Here is a 22,712-nt window from a genome sequence, read left to right on the forward strand (position 1 = left end):
GTGGGGGACAGGGCAACGTGGAGTTCGATCGATCAGTCATGCGACGCCTGCGCACGGTGTGTGTGGGCGTGGCGACAGCGACAGTGGTGGCCACAGCGACGGTGGGGACGGCGCACGCCGCCCCGGCACCGGCCGTACCGACACCTGCAGCATCACCGGTGAGTGAGTCCTTCTACACCCCGCCGAGCCCGCTGCCCGCCGGCAAGCCCGGCGACATCATCCGATCGCAACCGCTGCCCACCGCGATCACCATCCCGAGCCCGACCGGCCCGATCCCGGCCAAGGCCACGCGGATCATGTACCTGTCGATCGACGCCAACGGCGCACCGATCGCGGTCACCGGCTACTACCTGCAGCCCACGAAACCGTGGACCGGACCGGGCGCGCGTCCCGTCGTCTCCTACGCCGGCGGGCTCCACGGCCAGGGCGACCAGTGCGCGGCGTCGAAGCTGCTCCAGGAGGGCGTGACCTTCAGCCTGCCCGGCGGCCCGATGGCCGAGATCGAGCAGGTCATCACGCTGAACCTCGTCGCCAAGGGATACGGCGTCGTCTCCAGCGACTACATGGGCGGCGGCACACCCGGCACCCACACCTTCGGCATCCGCGTCGACCAGGGCCACGCCGTCATCGACGCCGCCCGCGCAGCGCTGAAGCTGCCCGAGGTGTCCCCGGACGCGAAGGTCGCGATCGCCGGGTACTCGCAGGGTGGTGGCGCCGCCGCGTCCGCCGCCGAGCTCGTCGGCACCTACGCCCCGGAGCTGCCGGTCGTCGGCGTCTACGCCGGTGGCGTCCCGGCCGACCTGCTGCGTGAGATGAACTACCTCGACGGCAACCGCCTCGGCGGGGTCATCGGGTACGCCCTCAATGGTGCGTCCTACCGCTACCCCGAGTTCAAGGAGCGGATCTCGACCGTCCTGAACGCGTACGGCAAGCAGACGATGCAGCAGCTATCCGGTGAGTGCATCGTGCTGACTTCCGCACGCGGCAAGCCAAGCACCCGCGACTGGACGGTCTCGCACAAGTCGTTCGGTGAGATCGTCTCGGCCGACCCGGTTCTCAGCAAGTACGTGCACGAGCAGGATCTCGGCAACATCAAGCCGACCGTGCCCGTGCTCCTGACCTCGAACCCCGACGACCCGACGATCCCCGTCGTCCAGGGGCGCGAGCTGTACTCGAAGTGGTGTGAGAAGGGCCCGGAGTCCCTGGAGTACCAGGAGATCCCGTTCCCGATCCGACTCATCGGAGGGTCCACGTTCGGCCACGTCGCCGGCGGGATCAGCGGTTTCCAGCGGGCCTTCGACTGGCTGTCCGACCGGTTCGCCGGGAAGCCGCCGGTGCAGGGGTGCACGTTCGGCTGACCCCGACCCACGTCTGATCGACTGCCCCGGCGCCATCGCGTCGGGGCAGTCGCGCGTCATGGGGCGACCCCGCGCGAACACCGCCCGGGACATCGGGAGCGGACGCGCTACTGGTTGCGGACCTTCCAGCTGTAGCGGATCTGCGGCCGGCCGGTCCGGCCGTATTCGGTGGTGCGCGTGACCAATCCGTCGTCGGCGAGGCGTTCGAGGTACCGCCAGGCCGTGACCCGCGAGATCCCCGACGCGGTCGCGGCCTCGCCGGCGGTCAACCCCTCGGCGCTGTCCTGCACCCGACGACCGATCTGCTCGGCGGTCGCGGCCGCGGCGCCGGTCGGGGCGGCAGCACGCTCGTCCGCGCCCCGCAGCACGGCCATCGCGCGGTCCACCTCCGACTGCCCCACCGCGTCGGTGCCGGCGGGCAGCGCGGCGCGATATTCGCGGTAGCGCTCGAGCTTGTCCCGAAAGGCCGCGAACGTGAAGGGCTTCAACAGGTAGAGCAGCACACCGTGTGCCACCGCGGACCGCACCACCGACAGGTCCCGCTCCGAGGTGATGGCGATGATGTCGGGGACCGGGCGCTGTCCCGTCAACGCCGATGCGAGCTCGATACCGCTCGCGTCGGGCAGACCGATGTCGAGCAGGACCACGTCGACCGGGGTGTCCTGCGCCGCGCACCGCGCCACCGCACGCAGCGCGGTCTGCGCCGTGCCCGCGACGCCGACCACGACGAATCCCGACAGCCGTTCGACGTAGGCCTCATGCGCCTGCGCGATGAGCGGCTCGTCCTCGACGATGAGCACCCGGATCGGATCGGTCACGCGCGCACTGCTTCTCTACCCGACCGCGTGGCCCGATCGGCCGCCGACGGGACGACGACGGTCACCACCGACCCGTAGGTGACCTCGGCGGTGATGGTCCCGCCGTGTCTGTCCACGATCTGCGACACCAACGCCAGTCCCAGTCCCCGACCACCCGCCGGCGACCCGTCCTCGACAGGCTTCGTCGAGTAACCGCGGGTGCGCGCGCGAGCGAACTCCTCGGCATCCATCCCGGGCCCGCTGTCGGCGACACGGATCACCAACCCGTCCGACTCCTCGCGCACGGTGACCTCCACCCAGGGATCGTCGCGGTCGCAGGCGTCGAGTGCGTTGTCGATGAGATTTCCTGCGACGGTGATCATCTCGTGGCCGGTGAGCGGCGCGTGCTCCGCGTCGTCGAGGCGGCTCTCCTCGGTCACCGTCAACGCCACCCCCCGCTCGTCGGCCTGGGCCACCTTGCCCAGGAGCAACGCCACCAGCGCAGGCTCGGCGACCGCCGCGGTCAACCGGTCGACGAGATGTTGGGACAGTTCGAGTTCCGTCGTCGCGAACTGCACGGCCTCCTCGGACCGTCCGATCTCGATGAGTCCGATGACCGTGTGCAGCCGGTTCGCGGACTCGTGGGCGGCGGCCCGCAAGGACTCGGCGAACACGCGCATCGAGTCGAGTTCGCCCAGTGCGCCCTGCAATTCGGTGCGGTCGCGCAACGTCACGACGGCGCTGCGCTCACCGTCGCGATGCACCATCCGGACCCGGTTGACCACCAGGACGCGGTCCCCGACGACGTGCACCTCGTCGCGGATCTCCCGGCGCTCGGTGACGAACGTGGGCATCTCGGCGTCGGTCCCCGCGATCTGCAGCAGTCGTCGCGCCTCGTCGTTCACCAGCACCGGCACACCCCCCTCCATCACGACCAGCCCTTCCCGCACCGAGTGCAGCACCGCGTCGTGGTGGTCGTACATGACGCGCAGGTCCTCGGGAGCGAGCCCGCGCGTCTGGCGCAGGAGACGTCGCCGCACCGCCCACGTCCCGGCCAACGACACCACGAGCAGAAGCAGGACGACGAACCCGATGAGAGGCAGCTGCTGCACCCACCGATCGGCCAGCGTCGACAACGTGATCCCGGCCGCGACGAGCCCGACGATGCGACCGTCGGTGTCCCGCACCGGCGCGACCGCGCGGATCGAGGGTCCGAGTGTGCCGGTGGAGGTCTCGGTGAAGATGCGGCCCGCGAGAGCCGGCGCGATGGTCCCGACGAACTGTCCACCGATCAGCGCGGGGTTGGTGTGCGTGTACCGCGTCCGATCCGGCGCCATGATCGTGATGAACGCCATCCCCGTCTCTCGTCGGACCAGTTCGGTGAGCGGCTGCAGCCGCGCGGTGGCCGCACCGGAGGTGACCGCCTGCGCGGTCGACGGCGCGTCGGCCAGCGACACCGCCACGGCGACGACCTCCTCGCGCGCAGCGCGCTCCTCGTCGCGCCGGGCGTCCCACGCGGCCAGCGATCCCGCGGCCGCCACCAGCACGACGATCGCCACGATCTGCAGCAGGAACGCCTGCCCTGCGAGTGAGCGCGGCATCAGGCGCTTCACCGTTGCGACCTCCTGTGAACGAAATGCAACCAAGCGTGACCCGACTCACACCTCCACGCAATCATCACCTACGAGCGATCCACACGAACACCCGGAGGAACGATGACCGCCACCGACGACCGGCCGCCCACCACGCCGGAACCACCCATGCCGCCCACGGCGGACAAGCCCAAGCGTGACCGCACGCACTGGCTCTACATCGGCGTCATCATCGCCGTCGTCGCCGGTGTGGCCGTCGGTCTCCTGGCACCCTCGGTCGGCAAGGACCTCGGCGTGCTGGGCACCATGTTCGTCAGCCTGATCAAGATGATGATCGCTCCGGTCATCTTCTGCACCATCGTCCTGGGCATCGGTTCGGTCCGGAAGGCAGCCACCGTCGGCAAGGTCGGCGGCATGGCGTTCGTCTACTTCCTGGTGATGTCGACGTTCGCACTGGGGATCGGCCTCGTGGTCGGCAACCTCATCCAGCCGGGCACCGGCCTGGACATCACCGCGAGCGCCGGACAGGGCGCCAAGCTCGCCGGCCAGGCCGAGAAGGCCGGCGGCACCATGGACTTCATCCAGGGGATCATCCCGGACACGCTGCTCTCGTCACTCACGGCGGGCAGCGTCCTGCAGGCCCTCTTCGTGGCTCTCCTCGTCGGCTTCGCCATCCAGGCCATGGGGTCGGCCGGCGAGCCGGTCCTCCGCGGCATCGGACACATCCAGAAGCTGGTCTTCAAGATCCTCTCGATGATCCTGTGGATCGCCCCGATCGGCGCGTTCGGCGCCATCGCCAACGTCGTCGGCCAGACCGGGTGGAGCGCGGTGACGCACCTGCTGGTCCTGATGCTCGCGTTCTACCTGACCTGCGCGATCTTCGTCTTCGGAGTGCTGGGCGCGATGCTGCGGGTCACCGTGGGCGCGTCGATCTTCAAGCTGGTCCGCTACCTGGCCCGCGAGTACCTGCTCATCGTCGCGACGAGCTCGTCCGAGTCGGCCCTGCCGCGTCTGATCGCCAAGATGGAGCACATCGGGGTGCAGCGCTCCACCGTCGGCGTGGTGGTCCCCACGGGCTACTCCTTCAACCTCGACGGCACGGCCATCTACCTGACGATGGCGTCGCTGTTCGTGGCCGAGGCACTCGGTGACCCGCTGAGCATCGGCGAGCAGATCGGTCTGCTGGTGTTCATGATCGTCGCGTCCAAGGGTGCGGCCGGCGTCAGCGGCGCCGGGCTGGCGACCCTCGCCGGCGGCCTGCAGGCACACCGCCCCGAGCTCCTCGACGGCGTCGGACTGATCGTCGGCATCGACCGGTTCATGTCCGAGGCCCGTGCGGTCACCAACTTCTCGGGCAACGCGGTCGCCACACTGCTGGTCGGGGCGTGGACGCACACCATCGACCGGGAGAAGATGCACACGGTGCTGGCCGGTCGCGACCCGTTCGACGAGCTGTCGATGGTCGACCCGCACGACCAGCCGTCGGTGGCCTCCGCGACGGAGGTCCCGGTGAGCGTCACGAAGTAGACCTCCGACCGACACGAGACGGCCGGTGCCGCGACCCCGAAGTCGCAGCACCGGCCGTTTCCCGTCTCCCCGGGGTCAGCTCACCGCGGTCGTCGCGGGCGTCTGCTGCGTCGTCGCCGGCGAGGACGTGCTCGACGGTGCCGACGTGGCGGTGCTCGACGGTGCGGACGTCGCAGTGGTCGCGGAGGTGGTCGCGGTCGACGTCGGTTCCGCCGTCGATGTCGCGTCGGTCGCCGAGGTGGTCGGGGCCGACGTGGTGGTCGGGACCGATGTCGACGGATCGGAGCCGGCGGACGACGAAGCCGACGAGGACGACACGGGCGCCGAGGTCGTCGTGGGCACGACGGCGGAGGACGTCGTGGCGGGCGCCTCGAGAGCCGCGGCGACCGGGTCGCCGGTGGTCGACGGGGCCGGCTCACCGGTGGTCGACGGTGCGTCGGTCTCCGACGACGCGGTGGTCGGCTCCGTGGTGGTCGGCTCCGTGGTGGTCGTCGAGGACGCCGACGTCGACGGGGCGGTCGCGGACGTCGTCGCGGCGACGGCCTCGGTCTGTGTGGATGCGGTCGGTGTCGACGCGGTCTGGGGGGTCGGGTTGAACGCCGCGGCGATGGCGTCGGCGAGCTGCTTGAGCCACGCCTGGACCGCCGCCTGCACCGCCTGCGCCCACGCGTCGAGCGGGTTGGCCGCCGGCGGGGGCGGGGTGGGGGTCGTCGGGGTCTGCGGGTGCGCCGCGATGAAGTCCTTGACCACCTGTGCCGCAGCCTTCGCGACCCACGAGTCGGTGAACAGGCCGAAGGTCGACTCCGGGTCCGTGGTGTTCGAGCTGTCCCGGTCGACCAGGGTGTAGAGGAAGGTCGGGCCGGCGTAGGACAGGTTGCTCCACGTGGTGAGGAAGTCGTTGATCATCGACGCCTGGTCACCGGTGCCGGGGATGCCGGTCGGCACGCCGTACTCCGTGCTCCAGATCTTCTTCAGGCCGTCGCCGTTGGCCTGCATCAGCTGGAAGATCTTGTTGGCCTGGTCGAGCGGCGAGTTCGGGACGAGTTCACCCGACGAGAACGGCAGGGTCCACTGGTAGGGGTGGAAGGAGAGCGCGTCGAAGTAGCCCTTGGCTCCGGCGGCGTACATCTGCTGCACGAAGTCGACCGGGTTGAGCGTCCACGACCCCCACGTCAGTGTGGCCCCGACGACCGCACCGACGACCTGCGCCTGTGGGTCGGAAGCCTTGATCGCGGTGTACGCCGCCTTGAGCAGGGCGGTGTAGCCCGCCGGGTCCGGACCCGGCTGGTAGGCGAAGGCGGCGTTCGGCTCGTTCCACACCTCGTAGGCCGAGACCTTGCCCGCGTAGCGGCTGGCCAGCTCCCCGGCGAACGTCCCGAAGGTCGCCGGATCGTCCGGCGGCGCATACACGTTGGTCCACGTCCCGCGGGCCCAGGTCGGGGTCGTGTTGATGACGCCCAGGACACCGATCCCGCGCGCCGCGGCGGCGTTCACCATGTTGTCGATCGGGGTCCAGTCGAACTGACCGGGTGCCGGTTCGACGGTCGCCCAGGGGATCGCGAGCCGGATGTTCGTCACCCCGAGGGACTGCATCTCGTCGAGGCGCTTGGCGATCTCCGCCGGATCCGTCGACTCGAAGTACATGTCGTTGTCGGAGATCCCGACGGTCGTCGACGAGTCGCTGATCGACGCGGTGTCGATGATCGCGATCGCCGCGCGCGAGTTCGGCAACAGGGCCGCACCGGCGACCCCGCAGAACATGAGCAGGGCGAAGGTCGCCGCGGCGAACGCCGTCGGGGACGGCCGCGAGAGGGAGGGAAGGAACCGTCGCATGGGTGGCACTCCGTTTCAGGGCCCCCCCTTGACGGGCTCAATTAGAGCACGTCACCAGAGTTTATGGACGATAAACTTTGGTAATTACGCCCACGCTCACCGTGAAGTTTTCCCGTCCGTAACATCTGCCTCACCTGGAGTGCGGCAACCGAATTCCGTTACACGTGACACGAATTCGTGCGGGAGCAGATGCCGGCCCACGCTCGCCGACAGCGACACGGGGCAACCGATCATTCGTCCAAGAGTTTTTTGCACCGCGAATTGAACCGCCTAAATATCGCTCGATCACCCCAATGATCAATCGCCCGAACGGTCTTGCTCCCGCGGTGGTGGGGCGAGCAGGATCGCGACACCGGTCCCAACCGTCCGCGTGTTCGGATACAGTTCCCCGCGAAACAGAGGGGGGTTCTCTTGTTCCGTCGTGCCCAGAAGTGTGTCCGTACGGCCCGCCCGGGCTCCCGCGAGGGACGTTCGGCGGTCCCGCGCGCGGTCGTCGTGGTGCTCGCGACGCTGATCGTCGCTGCACTGACCCCGAACCTCGCCGCTGCCCGGACGCCCACGCAGGCACCGGCGCCGGCCGCGTCCACCGCGACGCTGCTGACGCGGACGGCCCTCGGTCCGCAGCACGACATCATCACCGTGCATGACCCCGACACCCGTCAGATCGTGCGCCTCGAGGTGCTGCACCCACGAGACACCGCACCTCGACCCACGCTCTACCTGCTCGACGGCATCGACGCCGGCGTCTACACCGGGTACCGGCGCAGCGGGTGGACCGAGCAGACCGGCATCGAACGCTTCATGGCGGACAAGCACGTCACCGTCGTGATGCCGATCGGCGGTACCGCCGCCTACTACACGGACTGGCGTCGACGTGACCCCGTCCTCGGCGTCAACAAGTGGGAGACGTTCCTGACCCACGACCTCCCGCCGCTCATCGACGAGCTCTACGCCGGCAACGGTCGTGCCGCCATCGGAGGCCTGTCGATGGGCGCGACGTCGGCGATGGTCCTCGCCACCCGGCACCCTGATCTGTACAGCGGCGTGATGGCGCTCAGCGGCTGCTTCGACCTCGGTCCCCTGGCCTACCAGCAGGCCGTCGCCGCCACCGTCGCCACCCGCGGCGGCAACTACATGAACATGTGGGGCCCGTTCGAGGGCGCCGGCTGGGCCGCGCACGACCCGGCCCGTCACCTGTCCGCGCTGGCGGGCAAACCCATCTACATCGCCGTCGGCAACGGCCTGCCCGACCCGCGTCTGGGTCTCAACGGGCTCGCGTCACCCGTCGGTGGATTCCTCGAGACGGCCGCCGAGTCGTGCACACGGGCCTTCCAGCAGAAGGCGACGCGCGCCGGGATCCTCGCGACCTACGACTACCGGCCGGGCCTGCACTCCTGGGGCTACTGGGCACAGGATCTGCCGCGGGCCTGGCCGACCCTGGCGCGGGCGCTGCAGACGTCCTGACCGGGCGGGCTCAGACCCGCCGCGGGACCGTGATCAGGTTGATCGCACTGACCACGATCAGCAGGATGGCGCCGACGACGAGGAACGTCGAGATCGCCAGTCCGGGCAGGGTGATGACCACGACCCCGGCGAGCACCGACACCACCCCGGATCCGATCATCACCCAGTGCGGGACACCGTTCGTGTCGACGCGGTGGGACACCAGATCGTGCACGCCCTGGATGATCCAGCCGACACCGATCACGACGGCCAGCAACACCAGCGACTCCGCCGGGTCGGCGAGACACACCACGCCGGCCACGAGGATGACCAGCCCCAGCACACCGAACACCGCGCGTACGCCGGTCGACAACCCCGGCGCGAGGAACGCGACCGACAGTCGGTACGCACCGGTGACGATGAGGGAGATCCCGAACAGGACAGCGACGACGAGCAGCGTCGGCCCCGGCCACACGAGCGCGATGATTCCCATGACGATGCCGAGGACGGCGACGGAGACGAGCAGGCCGCGCAGACGTGCGCGGGCCGCGGCGAGACGATCGGGGCCGATGGTGGTCATGACGGTCAGGCTAGGCCGACCGCGCCTCCCGTGACAGCAGGTCGAGGTTCGCCGTCATCGCCTCGCGCCACGCGTCGAGCCGACTCTCGATGATCCGCCCCTCGAGGTGGGGCCGGTCCGCGACTGCGGCGGAGATCCCCGAGGGGCCGGGTCCCAGCCGTGCGAACTGCCGGACGATGCACCCGCTGCGCGACGGATCGACCTCGAATCCCCACCAGCTCATCGGATCCGAGCCGGGGGCCGGTCGTGACGGTGAGGGATCGGGCTCCTCCCACTGCCCGAACACGGCGTAGACCCAGCGGCGGCCGGGTTCGAGGTCGACGACCTCGCAGGACGTGGTCCACTCCCCCAGCACGTCACTGCCGTTGCGACCGGTGAAGCGCGCACCGAGGGTGACCGCGTCGTGCCCTTCTGCCCACTCGACGGCCTGCAACTCGCCTGCGGCGCGGGTCGGCAGGGTGATGTCGGCGACCGCTGCCCAGGCGACTTCGGCGGCGACGTCGAGTCGCGCGCTGACCTCGACCGTGGGCAGGTCTCGGATGCGCACTACTCGTCGTCGGCCGGGGCGCCGACGTTCATCTCGTCCGGGTGCACACCGACGCGTCGGTCGTTCGCCAACCGGGCGATGTCGAGCATGTCGGTGTCGTCGAGGGAGAAGTCGAAGACGTCGATGTTCTGCGAGATGCGTTCCGGGGTCACGGACTTCGGGATGACGACGAGCCCGCCCTGGAGATGCCATCGGATGATGACCTGGGCGATGGACTTCTCGTGCTTCTCGGCGATCGCACCGAGCGTCTCGTCCGACAGCAGCGTGTTGTCCTTGGATGCCTTGCCCCACCCCGAGTTCGGGGTCCCCCCGAGTGGGCTCCACGACTCGACGGCGATCCCACTGTCGGCGGCGAAGGCGCGCAGCTCGTTCTGCGGCAGGTTCGGATGGCACTCCACCTGGTCGACCGCCGGTGGGATGTCGCCGTGACCGAGGAGGACCTGGAGGTGGTGCGGTTCGAAGTTGCAGACACCGATCGCCTTGGCCTTGCCGGACTCGGCGATCTCCTGCATCGCCTCCCATGTCCGCTTCATGCGCTCGGTGTCGAGCAGGGGCCAGTGGACGAGATACAGGTCGACCTGGTCGAGACCCAACTTGGTGAGACTGGTGTCGCACGCGGCGAGCACCGCCTCGTGTCCGCGCTGATCGGAGTTCCACAGCTTGGTGGTGACGAAGATGTCGTCGCGCGACACCGACGCCGCGGCGATCGCCCGCCCCACGGCCTCCTCGTTGCCATACGCGGCGGCCGTGTCGATGTGGGTGTAGCCGGCCTCGTCGAGGGCGTGGGTGACAGCCCGTTCGGTCTCGTCGTCGTCGGCCTGCCACACCCCCAGCCCGAGCTGGGGGATCGATGTCCCGGACGTGAGTTCGACCTGTGGCACGGCGGAAGTCATGAACCCAGATTAGAGGAGCGGGCCCCCGGGTACGTTGGGGAAATGGCGATCTCGACAGGCGACACGGTCAGCTGGAACACCCCGCAGGGTGAGACGCACGGCACCGCCAAGGAGAAGCGCACCTCGGAGTTCGAGTTCGAGGGGCAGACGTTCAAGGCCTCCCACGACGAGCCGTACTGGATCGTCGAGTCCGACAAGACCGGGTCGAAGGCGGCCCACAAGGAATCCAGCCTCACCGAGAAGTGAGCGAGAGGGGCGACCGACCATGCCCGATCCGCAGGCGTCACGACATGCACTGGGTGACATCGCGACAGCGAAGTACGTCCAGCTGACGACCTACACCAAGGACGGTCGCGCCAAGCCCGTCCCGATCTGGGCGGCGTTCGTCGACGCCGGCCCCGAGGCCGGCGAGCTGGTGATGTGGACGCAGGCGTCGTCGTGGAAGGTCAAGCGGATCCGCGCCACCCCGCGCGTCACCCTGGCGACATGCGATCGGGTGGGCAAGAACGTCGGCCCCACGGTCGAGGGGACCGCACGCGTGCTCGACGACGCGGGCACGGCGCGTGTCCGGCAGGCGATCAACGGCAAGTACGGCCTCGTGGGACGGTTCGCGACCACGGCCAGCTCGCTGTTCAAGGGCAAGTCCTCGACCATCGGCATCGCAGCGGCCCCGACCCTGTAGGCCCGCGCCTTCCGGTGCACCCTGGTGTCGGTGGGCGACACCAGCCGTCACCGTGTGCATCCCGCGCGGACGCCACGGCATCCGACGTGCCGGCGTCCGTCTGGACTCGGCCCTCCTCCGTCGACGCGTGACGCTCGACGACATCGTCGACGTGCACACCCGGTGTCCACGACGCCATGGCGCGCCACGTGCGGCCGACCTGATCGTCGACACGGTGCGGCTGATCGTCGTAATCGACGGTTTCGCCCACCACTCCGCCACGCCGTGCGCTGATCCGGTGCAGGTGGGTGTCGCTCAGCGACACCGATCTGCACCGGAACCCGCCGTCAGTCGGCGCGGGAGTGACGGCCGCCGCCCGCGGTGCGGACCGCGGGGGCGCGATGGTTGTCGGGGACCTCGTGCTTGTGGACGAGGGCCACCGCGATGGCCGTGGTGAGCGGCACCGACAGCGCGATCGCGATGCCGCCGACGAACGACCGCGCCAGCTCGACGGCGACGGTGTCGGTCGTGACCAGCGACGAGAAGGACTGGCCCGCGACGGAGAACAGCAGCAGCAGCGGGAGTGCGCTGCCCGCATAGGCGAACACCAGGGTGTAGACCGTGCTGGCGATGTGGTCGCGACCGACACGCATCGCCGCCGCGAACGTGGCCCGTCTGCTGCGCCCGCCCGCCGCCAGCTCGAAGACGGCGGACGCCTGCGTGATGGTGACGTCGTTGAGCACCCCGAGCGCACCGATGATGAAGCCCGCCAACAGGATCCCGTTGGTCGAGATGCCGTTCTGATAGACCTGCAGGTTGGTGGTCTGCTCCGCGGAGAGTCCGGTGATGTTCATCGTCACCACCGACAGGTACGACAGCACCGCCGCGACCGCGAGCGAGGACAACGTGCCCAGGAGTGCCGCGCTGGTCCGCAGGCTGATCCCGTGCGCGAGGTATATGACGATCAGCAGGATCGCCGCGGACGACACGAGCGCGACCGCGACGGGCGACTTCCCGTCGAGGATCGCCGGCAGCGTGAACCCCAGCAGCACCCCGAACGCGATCACCAGGCCGATCACCGATCGCAACCCACGCCACGCCGCGACCAGGGAGATGGCCAGGACGAAGACGATCGCCCAGATGATCGTCGACGTCCCCCTGCTGTAGTCGTAGAACGAGTACGCGGAGGTGCCCTGACCGCTCGGTGACAGCACGAGCCGGATGTGGTCGCCGACCTTCAGGTCGGGCTGGCCCGGTTGCGGGCGGTCGAGCTGGTCGGCCGGTGGGCGGCTCGTCGACCCTCCGGGTTGCTGCCCGGACTGGGCGCGGTTCGTCGGGACCTCGATGAGGGTGTTGGCGTCCTTGTCCCGCCCCGAGGTGATCCGGACGGTGCTCTCGATGCACGGACCGTCGGCCTCGGCGGAGACGGGCGCGTCGGCGCCGAACACCGTCCCGGCCGCCCGGTTGAGGCACTCCGAGCGCGCCTGCGCGATCACCGTGCCGGTCTGCGTGACGATCTTGCCGTTCGGAGCCGCGGTCTGGAACTGCAGCGGGACCGAGTGCGGACGCTCCCCCGGCCACAGCACCACCGCACCGACGGCCACGGCGACCGCACACGCGACGAGCACTCCGACGACGATCCGCGCGGCCATCGGTCGCATGGTGACCGCGATCGTCGACGGGCTGTGACTGTGCCCGTGTCCGGGACCCGAGGGATGCACGCCGCAACTGTAGGTGTTCGCCCGGTCGCCGGCTCCGACGATCGGGGCGATCTGTCCGGGGAATCGCGGCGATTCCGCAGGTGAGATGACCGCAGATGGGCGATCATGACTCGATGATCGACGAGTTGCAGCACGAGGCCGACGCCCTGCTGGCCGCCGGTGACTACGCCCACGCACTCCCCGAGTTCTGCGTGCTCCGCGAGATCCGCGGCCGTCAGGACGGCCCGTACTCCCGCAAGTACCTCGCGAACCTGCACGACGCCGTCCGCTGCATGTGCCATCTGCAGCAGTGGTCGGAGTCCGAGCCGCTGGCCCGCGAGCTGTACGGGAAGTACATCCGCACCGACGGCCCCGCCGGGCCGAAGACCGTCGACGCCGCGAAGCGCTACGCCTGGGCGCTGGTCCAACTGGACAAGACCGACCCGGCGGTCACGATCTACCTCGCCGTCGCCGACGCCCTCTGGGGTCGCGGCGACGAGAACCAGGCGTTGGCGATGCTCGGCGCCGCCGTCGCCCGACGCCAGGACCTGTGCTTCGACAGTCTGCGCCACGCCGTCGACCTCACCCGCGCCGCACGAACCGTCCACCGGCCGGTCCCCGCCGAGTGGCTGAGCATGGACGGCTACCGCGCACCGGCCTGACCCGATCGCCCCCACGTCGGATCGCCTCGACGGATCGCCGTCTGCACCATCCCCGTCGACGCCGTCGTCTCGAACCCGCGCGAGGCGTACAGCGCCCGGCCCGGCGGATCCGCCATCAGCGTGATGTACGGATGCGGCGGCGCCGCGGCGACGATGACCGCGAGCAGCCGGTCGAGCACTGTTCGCCCGAGCCCGCGGCGCTGGTGCGCAGGGTCGGTGGCGATGTCCGTGATGTGGAAGTACCAGCCCCCGTCGCCGAGGATGCGGCCCATCGCGACGGGTGTCCCCGCCTCGTCGACGACGTGGCACCCGCCCCACGCGTTCGCCACCGCGGGACGTGCCTGGTCGTCGGTCACGGGCGTCAGACCGGACACCTCACGCAGTCGGCGGTAGTCGTCGACGGCGGGCACACCGTCGACGAGTCGGTATCGGGAGTCCATGGCCGCAGGCTAGCGACCATGCACCGGGTGTTTGGATGGACGTCGTGCGTGCCGAGCGAGCTGTGACCCCCGACCGCCGCGTGTGGTGGGGTGTCGCCGCGGCGATGGCCGCCATCGCATGGGGCGGCAACGAGTTCACGCCGCTGCTGGTGATGTACGAGTCGGTGCACGGACTGCCCGGGCCCGTCGTCGACGCACTCCTGTTCGCCTACGTGCTGGGGATCGTCCCGGCGCTGTTGATCGGCGGCCCGCTCTCCGATCGGTTCGGCCGCGTCCGGCTCATGCGCCCCGCCCCGCTGATCGCCGCGGCGGGTTCGGCGGTGCTCGCCGTCGGTGCCGACCACGTGTCGTTGCTGGTCGTCGGACGCGTCCTCAGCGGCGTCGGCCTCGGTCTCGCGATGGCCGTCGGCAGCAGCTGGATCAAGGAACTCTCCGCGGCGCCCTGGACGCCCGACGCCTCCCCCACCCTCGGTGCGCGGCGCGCGGCGATGAGTCTGACGTTCGGTTTCGGGGTCGGCGCGGCGGTCGCCGGGGTGCTGGCACAGTGGGCCCCGCTGCAGGACTCGCTGACGTACGTCGTCAACGTCGTGCTGTGCGTCGTCGCCGCGGTGTGGGTCCGGTCGGTACCGGAGACCATTGCCCCCGGGCGCGCACCCCGACGCCTCGTCGAGGACCTGCGGATCCGTGCGGTCGCCCAGCGTCGGTTCGTGCGCGTCGTCGTGCCGGTGGCGCCGTGGGTCTTCGGGTCGGCCGCCGCCGCGTACGCGGTGCTCCCCACCCTGATGGCCGACCGCGTCGCCGACGTCCGGATCGCCTACGCCGCCGCGGTCACCCTCGTGACCCTGGCCTCCGGGTTCGCCGTCCAGTCGGTGGCGCGACGGATCGACGTCGCCGATCGGGCCCGCGGATCCGTCGTCGCGATGGTGCTGCTGATGGTGGGGATGGCGGTCGGCGGCGTCGCGGCGCACGTCCTCGACCCGTGGCTCACCCTGGTGGCGGGGGCGGTGCTCGGAGCCGGATACGGCATGGCCCTGGTCGCCGGCCTGTCGGAGGTGGGCCGTATCGCGGAGCCGTCCGAGCTCGCGGGGCTCACCGCGGTGTTCTACTCGCTGACCTACCTCGGGTTCGGGGCGCCGGTCGTGTTGTCCCTGATCCACGACGCGCTTCCCGACCTCACCTATCCGGTGCTCTTCGCGGCGGGCGTCGTGCTGGCGGTCGGCGGTCTCGTCGCGGTGCTGTCGGACTACCGTGATCCCGGCGCGGTCGTCGACGACGACCGTCGCGCCTCCACCCCGAGCAGCAGGATCTCCCGATGACCGACGCCGTCCACATGTTCACGCTGACCGAGGACGGATACGTCCCGGCGAAGTACGCATTCGGCCGGTGGGGGCCCGACATGCTGAACGGTCCGGCCCTCTGCGCGGCCGCGGCCCACGCACTCGAGACCGACCACGGCGACGAGGCGTTCGTGCCCGTCCGCACCACCATCGACCTCTTCAAGGCCGCGCGGGGTGTGCCACTCGTGCCGACGACCCGACTGGTGCGCGCCGGTCGCCGGATCCGGGTGGCCGAGGTCGACCTGCACCAGGGCGACGTCCTGGTGGCGCGCGCGACGATGGTCGCCCTGCACCGTTCGTCGCCCCCACCCGGGGAGGAATGGCACTCGACGCACCCGTTCGACCCCCCGGAGGGCGACGGGCACCGCCGGTGGTACGGCAGCGACGACATGGGATGGACCACCCATGTCTCAGAGCACCAGAACGCGAGCCGGAAGCGTGTGTGGGCCACCGTGATCCCCGTCGTCGCCGGCGAGGATCCGAGTCCCTACGTGCAGGTCGTCATGGCGGCGGAGAGCACCAGCCTGCTCACCAACTGGGGATCGGAGGGCATCGGATACATCAACTGCGATCTGACGGTGGCGATCTCACGACTGCCCGAGGGAGACCGCATCGGACTGCAGGCCGACACCCACATCACATCCGACGGTCTCTCCGTCGGCACCGCGACCTTGTTCGACGCCCGCGGGCCGATCGGCACCGGCATGGTGACCGCGGTGTCGAACGCCGCCGCACAGATCGACTTCTCGCAGCGATGACCGGGCCGACATCCCCCGAGGTGACCACCGTCGACGTCGGCGACGGCGTCGCCGTCGAGGTGCACCGGTCCGGCTCCGGTCCGACGGTGCTGTTGAACGGTGGACTCGGGCAACCGGCAGGCGTGTGGGAGTACACCGGGGTGGTCGACGCCCTCACCGCGGCGGGGTTCTCGACCGTCGCCCACAGCGTGCGAGGCGTGTCACCGTCGTCGGCGCCGCCCGGTCCGTACAGCGCGGCCGATCTCGCGGACGACGCCGTCGCCCTGCTCGACGCACTGTCGATCCGGGACGTCGTCGTCGTGGCCTACTCGATGGGGTGCTACGTCACCCAGGAGATCCTCCGGCGCCATCCCGGTCGGGTCCGCGCGGCCGCGCTCGTCGCCGGGCTCCAGCCGTCGCCGATCGGGGAACTGGTCGGCCGCATGGAGATCGGCCTGCTGAACACCTACGGCACCATCCCGACCGATGTGATGACGTTCGAGCAGTTGATGACGACCCTGCACCCGGCCCTGCTGCAGGATCCCCCGTCGGTGCGCGGGTGGTCGGAGATCCTGGCGTCGTCGGGCGAGGTGTGGACCGACGACGTCGGACTCATGGGCAATCTGAGGGCGTCCTACGACTGGATCACCGCCGGCGAACCCACCTCGGACCGTCTGTCCGCCATCGACATCCCGGCACTGGTGCTCGCATTCGAACACGATCTCTTCTTCCCGCCGGCGGGGTGCCGTGCGGCGGCCGAACAGATCCCCGACGCTCGGTTCGCCGTCGTCGAGGGCGTCGGCCACGGCGGGTTCTTCACCGGCCAGACCGATGTCGTGACGCGGGTCGTCGACTTCTGTCGCGAACACGCCTGACCGACGGCGTCGCGGTCACCGCGAGATCGGGATGCCGTCCCACTCGTGGTCGTGCATGAACGCCTCGGCCAGACCGACCTTGTACTTCCAACACATCCGGGCGATGTCGATGTAGGCGATCGGCATCATCACGGCGGGCAGCGGGTCGGTGCGGTTGGTGATCACGTCGTCGATGGAGCGGAAGTCGCGCACGAAGCCGCGCAGGGTGTTGCCCGGCAGCGACGACTTCTTCCAGCCGTAGAGGCCCATACCGAACCCGATCATCTTGCGCGAGCCGATGTCCGGGGTGATGACGGTGTCGGTGTCGCCGAAGAACGCGCGGTCGACGCGGTGGTGCGGCTCGAACATCATGATGCCGCTGGTGCCCCGCGGATTGCACTCGATGGTGAACAGGACACCGTCGTCGCCGACGATGAAGTCGAACCCGACCTGCCCGGTGAACCCGACGCGGCTCACGAAGTCCTCGACCCACGCCGTGATCGCGGGGTGATCGACCGCCTCGAAGGCGATGCACGACTTGCCGTCGATCGCGTACCAGACGGGATAGACGGTGTGCGCCAGCACTTTTCCGTCACGGCACACGGAGTAGGAGCAGAACTGGTCGCCGGAGAACCACTCCTGCGCGATGAAGGGGTTGGTCGGCGAGAACTCGATGTCGTCGGGGAGGTGCCCGGGGGTCACCTTGCGGACCTTCTGCGATCCACGCGAGTAGCACTCCTTGAGCGCGAACGGCGTGTCGAAGTCGAGGGCACGCAGGTCCGACTCGGATCGCACCTCGGCGAACTTCAGTGTGGGGATGCCCATCTCGGACAGCACACGCTGGAACTCGTACTTGTTGTGGAGGTTGTTCTCGGTCTCGAAGTCCGAGAGGAACAGTTCGCAGGTGTCCGGGAAGACCTCCCGCATCTGCGCGATGATGTCGGTCTCCTCGTGCACGGGGATCACCATGTCGATGGCGCGCTCCCGCACGATGCGAGCGAGCTCGCGGCAGTACTCCCGCGGCGCGAACGTCGGCGCGGGCACGCGCAGAAACGCGTCGACGGCGTTGGAGAACCGGGACACCGGCAGCGTGATGCTGTCGACGACGGTCACGCTGTGGCCGCCCGCGGCCATCAGACGGGCGAGGTCGAGGGTCAGGAACGAACGGCCGAACGTGATGAGGACACGCTTGCGCGCGGGGGATGCCATGGAACTCCGTAGGTGTCACCGCGGGACGGGATCTGAACTGCGAACATGCTAGCCTAACCAACGGTCCGCCAGATCGGCCGCGCAGCGCCCAGACCAGGCAGTTCCGGCCAATTCGACTGCGGTGGAGGTGCAGCGGCGTGTTCGTGATCGGCATCCTCTTCGCCTCTCTCGCCGCCATCGGGTACGGGCTCTCGTCGGTGCTGCGGGCACTCGGCGCACGCCGCGCCGCCGTCGCCGCCCACCAGAAGAACGGTGCGCGATCGGTCACCGCCACCGGCGGCCCGTCCATGCAGTCGACGGCCGACACCCTGCGTGATCCCGCATTCCTCGTCGGCACCGCGATGGTCGTCCTCGGGTTCGGTGGCGGCGCGATCGCGGCGCGCCTGTTGCCGCTGTTCCTCTCGCAGACGATCGTCTCGGCCAACCTCATCGTCACGGCGCTGCTGGGGACCGTGGTCCTCGGCATCACCCTGCACGCCCGCGACTGGATCGCCATCGTGGCGGTCATCGCGTCGCTGTGCATGCTCGGCGTCGCGTCCGGCCGGCACGCGACCGAGACCTCGGAGTCGTTCCGCTTCCACTGGGGGCTTCTCGGCGCGACGCTGGCGGTGTGCGCGATCGCGCTGCTGGTCATCTACCGCCTGGGCGCCAGGGGCTCGATCCTCGCCGGCGCCGCGGCCGGCCTGCTGTTCGGTGTCATCGCGATCGCCGTGCGTGTGCTGCGCGGATTCGACCCGTTCTCGCCGGTCACCATCCTCACCGACCCCGCGGCCTGGACCATCGCCATCGCCGGCGCCGTCGGGTTCTACGTGCACACCGTCGCCCTGCAACTGGGCGCGGTCAACGGGGTGACCGCCGTGCTCGTCGTCGGCGAGACCGCGGCGCCCGGGATCGTCGGCGTGGTGTTCCTCGGCGACAAGGCCGAGCCCGGACTCGAGTGGTTGGCGATCGTCGGGTTCATCGGTGCCGTCGTCGGGGCCGTCCTGGTCGCCTACTACAGCTCCGACGACGCCGACCACTTCGGTGAGGCCCCGCCCACCGAGGGCGGGTGGCGTCGCCGCTCGCAGAGTCGACGCACGGCCGACGCGACGGCCGCCGCGAGCGACGACGCGCAGGGCGGCTCCGCGGACTCGGCCGCGCGCCAAGACGCCGACTGCTGACCGGGGCGGGCTTCGGCTGTAGGCACTCACAAACGGTGTCCGATATAGCTGTGAACTGCGCTTTCCGTTGCCTGATCGGCGTCCGGCGCACTCGTCGAGCGCTACTTTTTGCACTGTGCTGTGGGGGAATGTTCGACGGGTGGGGTGTGCGACGACCGCGATGGTGATGGCCGTCGTCGGAGCGACGTTGACGGGGGTCGGTCCGGCGGCGGCCGGGCCACCGACTCCGTCTCTGGTGTCGGTGGGGTTGCCGCGGTCGACGGGGCTCGCGACACCTGTCGCGCAGGAGACCGGCGTCGGCGACATCAACGACACCGTCCGTCGCTTCGGCGTGGTGGGGACCGACCTCGGCGTCACATGGGACGACGGTCGCGGCGGCATCCTCGCCGCGTTCGGTGACACCGCGAACTTCGACGGACGGTCGCTGCTGCGCGGCGAGCTGTACGGGTTCCGCTCCAACGTGCTGCTGCGCAGCACCGACCACGACCTGGCCGACGGCATGCACTTCGACAGCGGCGTCATGGCCGCTCCGGGTCTCGCCAAGCAGGTCCTCGTCCCGGACTACCGCCGCGAGATCACCGTCCTGCCCACGGGCGGGATCTCCGCCGACGGCCGGCAGTACATGACCTACATGGCGGTGAAGCGATGGGGCGGACCCGGCGAATGGGTCACCGACCACGCCGGTGTGGCGTACTCCGACGACGACGGTCAGAACTGGGTGCGGCCGCCCGAGGCGATCCGCCCGAACACCGGCGGCGACAGCAACTTCCAGATGAGCGCGCTGCTCAAGGTCGGTGACCTCGTCTACGTGTACGGCACCCCGTCGGGACGCTTCGGCGCGGTGCGCGTCGCCCGTGTCCCGGCGTCGAAGCTGACCGACCTGGGCGCCTACGAGTACTTCTCGAAGGGGAGGTGGGTGCGCGGAGACGTCAACGCCGCGACCCCGATCATCGGCGCGCCGACCGGCGAGATGTCGGTCGCCTACAACGCCTACCTGGGGAAGTACGTGTCGTTGGCCACGACGAACACGATCGTCGCGCGTACCGCCCCGTCACCCGAGGGCCCGTGGAGCGCACCCCGGGCGCTGATCAAATCCTCCGAGATCAACAGCGCCTATGCCCCGTTCATCCACCCGTGGTCGAACGGCAAGGACCTGTACTTCACGGCGTCCCTCTTCCAGATCTACAACGTGCTGCTCTGGAAGGTGCCGCTCGACGCGCTCCGGTGAGCCGACCGTCGTCGTGACCATCGCCGCATCACCCATGCCTGCGTCAGCAGCACCCCGGCCGCCAGACCCCACCCGAGCAGGATGTCGAAGACGTAGTGCTCGCCGGTGTAGACGAGGGTGAACGCCATGGTGACGGCGTACCCGAGGAACAGCGTTCGCCCGAGCGCGCGCACACGGGGCCACATGAACAGCGCGAGCAGCATGGTGAGGCCCGCGTGCAGCGACGGGATCGCCGCGACCAGGTTCGCCTTGGACTGTCCGACGGTGAGCAGCGTCGATGCGGCACGGATGTGGAGGACGTCCCATCCGCGGGCGGAGATGCGCTCGACGTAGGGCGCGGCGGCGGGATCGTCGGGGCGGACCGGGCCGAGCAGCCCACCGGAGGCGGGCGGGATCTCCGACGCCATACACGGCGGGTCACGGGGGTTGTCCTGCACCTGCGCGGCCGTGCAGCGTGCCGCGGCCCACGGAGGGGCGGCCGGCACCAGGGTGTAGCCGACGAGCGCCAGGAACGTCGTCGCGACGAACGCGACCGCGTAGCGGCGCCACGCGTGGCGGTCCCGCAACCACAGCACACCCGCCACGACGTAGGGGATCACGAAGAACGAGACGTAGACGACGCTGGTGATCACCTCCCACCACGGTGGGTTCGCCGACTTGATGTGCGACTGCAGCCACACCGTGGGGTTGACCCCGAACAGCCAGTGGTCCACGTCGGGTGCGAGATGCCACTGCGTCGGCATCTCCATCCACTGCGCCACGTTGCGGGTCAGGTCGTAGAGGACGAGGACGGCCGCGAACGGCAGCCAGTCGACGATGACGGTGGTGATCCGTCGGCGGCCGATGCTCGCGGCCGCGAGCCCGAGACACATCCAGATGATCAGCCGGGTGCGGTCGAAAGCGAGCCCGTGCACGCTGAACTGCCAGATCATCACCGCGAGCCAGAGGACGACGGCGACGCGACGCCAGATCCGCGCCGAGCGCCACCACACGGGGCGCGGTGCATCCCCCTCGACGGGCGGGACGACATCCGGTGGGGCGATCTCGCGATCGGGAGCACGCCGTTCGCGGGAGATCGTCACACGCGCACCCTTCGTCGGCGGTTCGCCCTCTGTTCACCTGTCGGCCACCCCATCTTGACGGACGCCGCACGCCACGTCATGTCCGGCACGCTCACGACCTCGCTACCATCGGCCTGATGGCGCTGACGATGATCGACCGGATCGCGGCACGGGTCGGTCGCCGTTTCCCGACGTATCCGACAGCGGACGTCCCGTCGGGACGCATGGTGGACCTCCCCGGCCGCGGGACCACCTTCGTGACCGACAGCGGTCCCGATGACCCCGACGCCGTCCCGGTGATGCTGCTGCACTCGGTGATGACCACGGGCCTGCTGACCTGGTACCCGACCCTTCCCGACCTCACGCGTCGCTTCCGCGCGATCACCATGGACCAGCGCTGGCACGGACGGGGGATCGCCTCCGAGCGGTTCTCCCTCGACGACTGCGCCGACGACGTGGTCGCGCTCGCCGACGTCCTCGGCGTAGACCGCTTCGTGGCGGCCGGGTTCTCGATGGGCGGCGGCATCGCGCAGCTCGTCGCCCACCGCCATCCCGACCGGGTCGCAGGTCTGGTGCTCGCCGCGACAGGTCCGTACTTCGGCAACCGCACCAGCGGCCATCGTGCCCTCGACGGCGTGACCCGACTGGTCACACGCACCCTCGTCCACCGTCTGCCCGGACTCCCCACCGAGGCCCTCGACGAACGCGGCCTCGCCGACGGCGCCTGGGCACTGCGGCAGGTGCGGTCGGGACGGCTGTCGAAGATGGACGAGATCGGCGACGGCCTCGGCGCCTTCGACTCCCGGGACTGGTTGGGCGACATCGCCGCCCCGACCGCGGTGTGTGTCACCACCGCAGACCGGGTGGTGCCGCCGTCGCGTCAGCAGCTGCTCCTCGACGGCATCCCCGGAGCGGTCCGGGTGGACGTCGACGCGGGCCACGCATGCTGCGTGCTCGAGCCCGAGGCGTTCGTCGGGCCGTTCGTGCGCGCGTGTGAACTGGTGAGCGGTCCCTCGGTCGTCGATCCCGCGGCGACCGATCCGACCCGGCGCGCTGCCCCCTCGGCCTGAGTCCGATCGGCCGTCGCGCGCGG

At 69.9% G+C, this 22,712-nt stretch carries 22 protein-coding genes; 12 read left to right on the top strand and 10 right to left on the bottom strand.

Annotation, left to right across the window (positions count from 1 at the left end; translation table 11 throughout):
- The first annotated feature begins 158 nt into the window (after nt 1-158).
- Nucleotides 159-1,358, top strand: a complete 1,200-nt coding sequence (locus ACXVUM_RS05450) for a lipase family protein (RefSeq protein WP_458520825.1) — start codon at nt 159-161, stop codon at nt 1,356-1,358.
- A 107-nt stretch (nt 1,359-1,465) separates the two neighbouring features.
- Here the strand turns inward: ACXVUM_RS05450 and ACXVUM_RS05455 are convergent, their stop codons facing one another.
- Nucleotides 1,466-2,176, bottom strand: coding sequence for a response regulator (locus ACXVUM_RS05455; RefSeq protein ID WP_458520826.1), 711 nt, complete (start codon nt 2,174-2,176; stop codon nt 1,466-1,468).
- Nucleotides 2,173-3,756: a sensor histidine kinase gene (locus ACXVUM_RS05460; RefSeq protein WP_458522786.1), complete on the bottom strand. Its 1,584-nt coding sequence runs from the start codon at nt 3,754-3,756 to the stop codon at nt 2,173-2,175. The genes ACXVUM_RS05455 and ACXVUM_RS05460 overlap by 4 nt, the downstream gene beginning before the upstream one ends.
- A 114-nt stretch (nt 3,757-3,870) precedes the next feature.
- Between ACXVUM_RS05460 and ACXVUM_RS05465 the strand changes: the two genes are divergently transcribed.
- Nucleotides 3,871-5,274, top strand: a complete 1,404-nt coding sequence (locus tag ACXVUM_RS05465) for a cation:dicarboxylate symporter family transporter (protein ID WP_458520827.1) — start codon at nt 3,871-3,873, stop codon at nt 5,272-5,274.
- A 75-nt stretch (nt 5,275-5,349) separates the two neighbouring features.
- On the opposite strand, the gene ACXVUM_RS05470 is transcribed toward ACXVUM_RS05465, so the two are convergent.
- Complete coding sequence (locus tag ACXVUM_RS05470) at nt 5,350-7,107, bottom strand: beta-galactosidase (RefSeq protein ID WP_458520828.1); 1,758 nt, start codon at nt 7,105-7,107, stop codon at nt 5,350-5,352.
- Between the two features lie 510 nt (nt 7,108-7,617).
- Between ACXVUM_RS05470 and ACXVUM_RS05475 the strand changes: the two genes are divergently transcribed.
- Nucleotides 7,618-8,571: an alpha/beta hydrolase gene (locus ACXVUM_RS05475; protein ID WP_458522787.1), complete on the top strand. Its 954-nt coding sequence runs from the start codon at nt 7,618-7,620 to the stop codon at nt 8,569-8,571.
- Nucleotides 8,572-8,581: 10 nt separating this feature from the next.
- Here the strand turns inward: ACXVUM_RS05475 and ACXVUM_RS05480 are convergent, their stop codons facing one another.
- The 3 genes from ACXVUM_RS05480 to ACXVUM_RS05490 are packed head-to-tail and all read right to left on the bottom strand — an operon-like array spanning nt 8,582 to nt 10,570.
- A complete protein-coding gene (locus tag ACXVUM_RS05480; RefSeq protein WP_458520829.1) occupies nt 8,582-9,130 on the bottom strand; it encodes an HdeD family acid-resistance protein in 549 nt (182 codons plus the stop codon).
- Between the two features lie 10 nt (nt 9,131-9,140).
- The gene (locus ACXVUM_RS05485; RefSeq protein WP_458520830.1) at nt 9,141-9,677 is read right to left on the bottom strand and encodes an SRPBCC family protein; all 537 of its coding nucleotides are present in this window, start codon (nt 9,675-9,677) and stop codon (nt 9,141-9,143) included.
- Nucleotides 9,677-10,570: an aldo/keto reductase gene (locus tag ACXVUM_RS05490; RefSeq protein ID WP_458520831.1), complete on the bottom strand. Its 894-nt coding sequence runs from the start codon at nt 10,568-10,570 to the stop codon at nt 9,677-9,679. Before ACXVUM_RS05490 ends, ACXVUM_RS05485 begins: the two co-directional genes overlap by 1 nt.
- Nucleotides 10,571-10,612: 42 nt before the next feature.
- Here ACXVUM_RS05490 and ACXVUM_RS05495 point away from each other — a divergent pair, with 42 nt between their 5' ends.
- Together ACXVUM_RS05495 and ACXVUM_RS05500 are read left to right on the top strand one after the other, a co-directional pair.
- The gene (locus tag ACXVUM_RS05495) at nt 10,613-10,816 is read left to right on the top strand and encodes a DUF2945 domain-containing protein (protein WP_458520832.1); all 204 of its coding nucleotides are present in this window, start codon (nt 10,613-10,615) and stop codon (nt 10,814-10,816) included.
- A gap of 19 nt (nt 10,817-10,835) precedes the next feature.
- Nucleotides 10,836-11,252 (top strand): PPOX class F420-dependent oxidoreductase, encoded by a 417-nt coding sequence (locus ACXVUM_RS05500; protein WP_458520833.1) that lies wholly within the window; start codon nt 10,836-10,838, stop codon nt 11,250-11,252.
- Between the two features lie 326 nt (nt 11,253-11,578).
- On the opposite strand, the gene ACXVUM_RS05505 is transcribed toward ACXVUM_RS05500, so the two are convergent.
- On the bottom strand, nt 11,579-12,892 hold the full coding sequence (locus ACXVUM_RS05505; RefSeq protein WP_458522788.1) for a YibE/F family protein: 1,314 nt from the start codon (nt 12,890-12,892) through the stop codon (nt 11,579-11,581).
- Nucleotides 12,893-13,047: 155 nt separating this feature from the next.
- Here ACXVUM_RS05505 and ACXVUM_RS05510 point away from each other — a divergent pair, with 155 nt between their 5' ends.
- Complete coding sequence (locus ACXVUM_RS05510) at nt 13,048-13,593, top strand: hypothetical protein (RefSeq protein WP_458520834.1); 546 nt, start codon at nt 13,048-13,050, stop codon at nt 13,591-13,593.
- On the opposite strand, the gene ACXVUM_RS05515 is transcribed toward ACXVUM_RS05510, so the two are convergent.
- Nucleotides 13,575-14,033 (bottom strand): GNAT family N-acetyltransferase, encoded by a 459-nt coding sequence (locus tag ACXVUM_RS05515; RefSeq protein WP_458520835.1) that lies wholly within the window; start codon nt 14,031-14,033, stop codon nt 13,575-13,577. The two genes, ACXVUM_RS05510 and ACXVUM_RS05515, sit on opposite strands and share 19 nt — an antisense overlap.
- Nucleotides 14,034-14,068: 35 nt before the next feature.
- On the opposite strand from ACXVUM_RS05515, the gene ACXVUM_RS05520 reads away from it, so the two are divergent.
- From ACXVUM_RS05520 to ACXVUM_RS05530, 3 genes are read left to right on the top strand one after another with little or no spacing between them, the layout of a single operon-like run.
- Nucleotides 14,069-15,349, top strand: a complete 1,281-nt coding sequence (locus ACXVUM_RS05520; protein ID WP_458520836.1) for an MFS transporter — start codon at nt 14,069-14,071, stop codon at nt 15,347-15,349.
- Nucleotides 15,346-16,128 carry an acyl-CoA thioesterase domain-containing protein gene (locus ACXVUM_RS05525; RefSeq protein WP_458520837.1) on the top strand — a complete coding sequence of 261 codons (783 nt, stop codon included), beginning with the start codon at nt 15,346-15,348 and terminating at the stop codon, nt 16,126-16,128. The genes ACXVUM_RS05520 and ACXVUM_RS05525 overlap by 4 nt, the downstream gene beginning before the upstream one ends.
- Nucleotides 16,125-16,982 (top strand): alpha/beta fold hydrolase, encoded by an 858-nt coding sequence (locus tag ACXVUM_RS05530; protein WP_458520838.1) that lies wholly within the window; start codon nt 16,125-16,127, stop codon nt 16,980-16,982. The genes ACXVUM_RS05525 and ACXVUM_RS05530 overlap by 4 nt, the downstream gene beginning before the upstream one ends.
- Before the next feature lie 15 nt (nt 16,983-16,997).
- On the opposite strand, the gene ACXVUM_RS05535 is transcribed toward ACXVUM_RS05530, so the two are convergent.
- Nucleotides 16,998-18,170, bottom strand: a complete 1,173-nt coding sequence (locus ACXVUM_RS05535; RefSeq protein WP_458520839.1) for an ATP-grasp domain-containing protein — start codon at nt 18,168-18,170, stop codon at nt 16,998-17,000.
- Nucleotides 18,171-18,307: 137 nt separating this feature from the next.
- On the opposite strand from ACXVUM_RS05535, the gene ACXVUM_RS05540 reads away from it, so the two are divergent.
- Entirely contained in the window at nt 18,308-19,330 is a 1,023-nt protein-coding gene (locus ACXVUM_RS05540) for an EamA/RhaT family transporter (protein ID WP_458520840.1), read from the top strand.
- Nucleotides 19,331-19,496: 166 nt separating this feature from the next.
- Complete coding sequence (locus ACXVUM_RS05545; protein ID WP_458520841.1) at nt 19,497-20,558, top strand: DUF4185 domain-containing protein; 1,062 nt, start codon at nt 19,497-19,499, stop codon at nt 20,556-20,558.
- Here the strand turns inward: ACXVUM_RS05545 and ACXVUM_RS05550 are convergent.
- Nucleotides 20,513-21,634: a phosphatase PAP2 family protein gene (locus tag ACXVUM_RS05550; RefSeq protein WP_458522789.1), complete on the bottom strand. Its 1,122-nt coding sequence runs from the start codon at nt 21,632-21,634 to the stop codon at nt 20,513-20,515. The two genes, ACXVUM_RS05545 and ACXVUM_RS05550, sit on opposite strands and share 46 nt — an antisense overlap.
- 122 nt (nt 21,635-21,756) lie before the next feature.
- On the opposite strand from ACXVUM_RS05550, the gene ACXVUM_RS05555 reads away from it, so the two are divergent.
- Nucleotides 21,757-22,689, top strand: coding sequence for an alpha/beta fold hydrolase (locus ACXVUM_RS05555; RefSeq protein WP_458520842.1), 933 nt, complete (start codon nt 21,757-21,759; stop codon nt 22,687-22,689).
- Nucleotides 22,690-22,712: the final 23 nt, after the last annotated feature.

The organism is Williamsia sp. SKLECPSW1 (assembly GCF_054332755.1).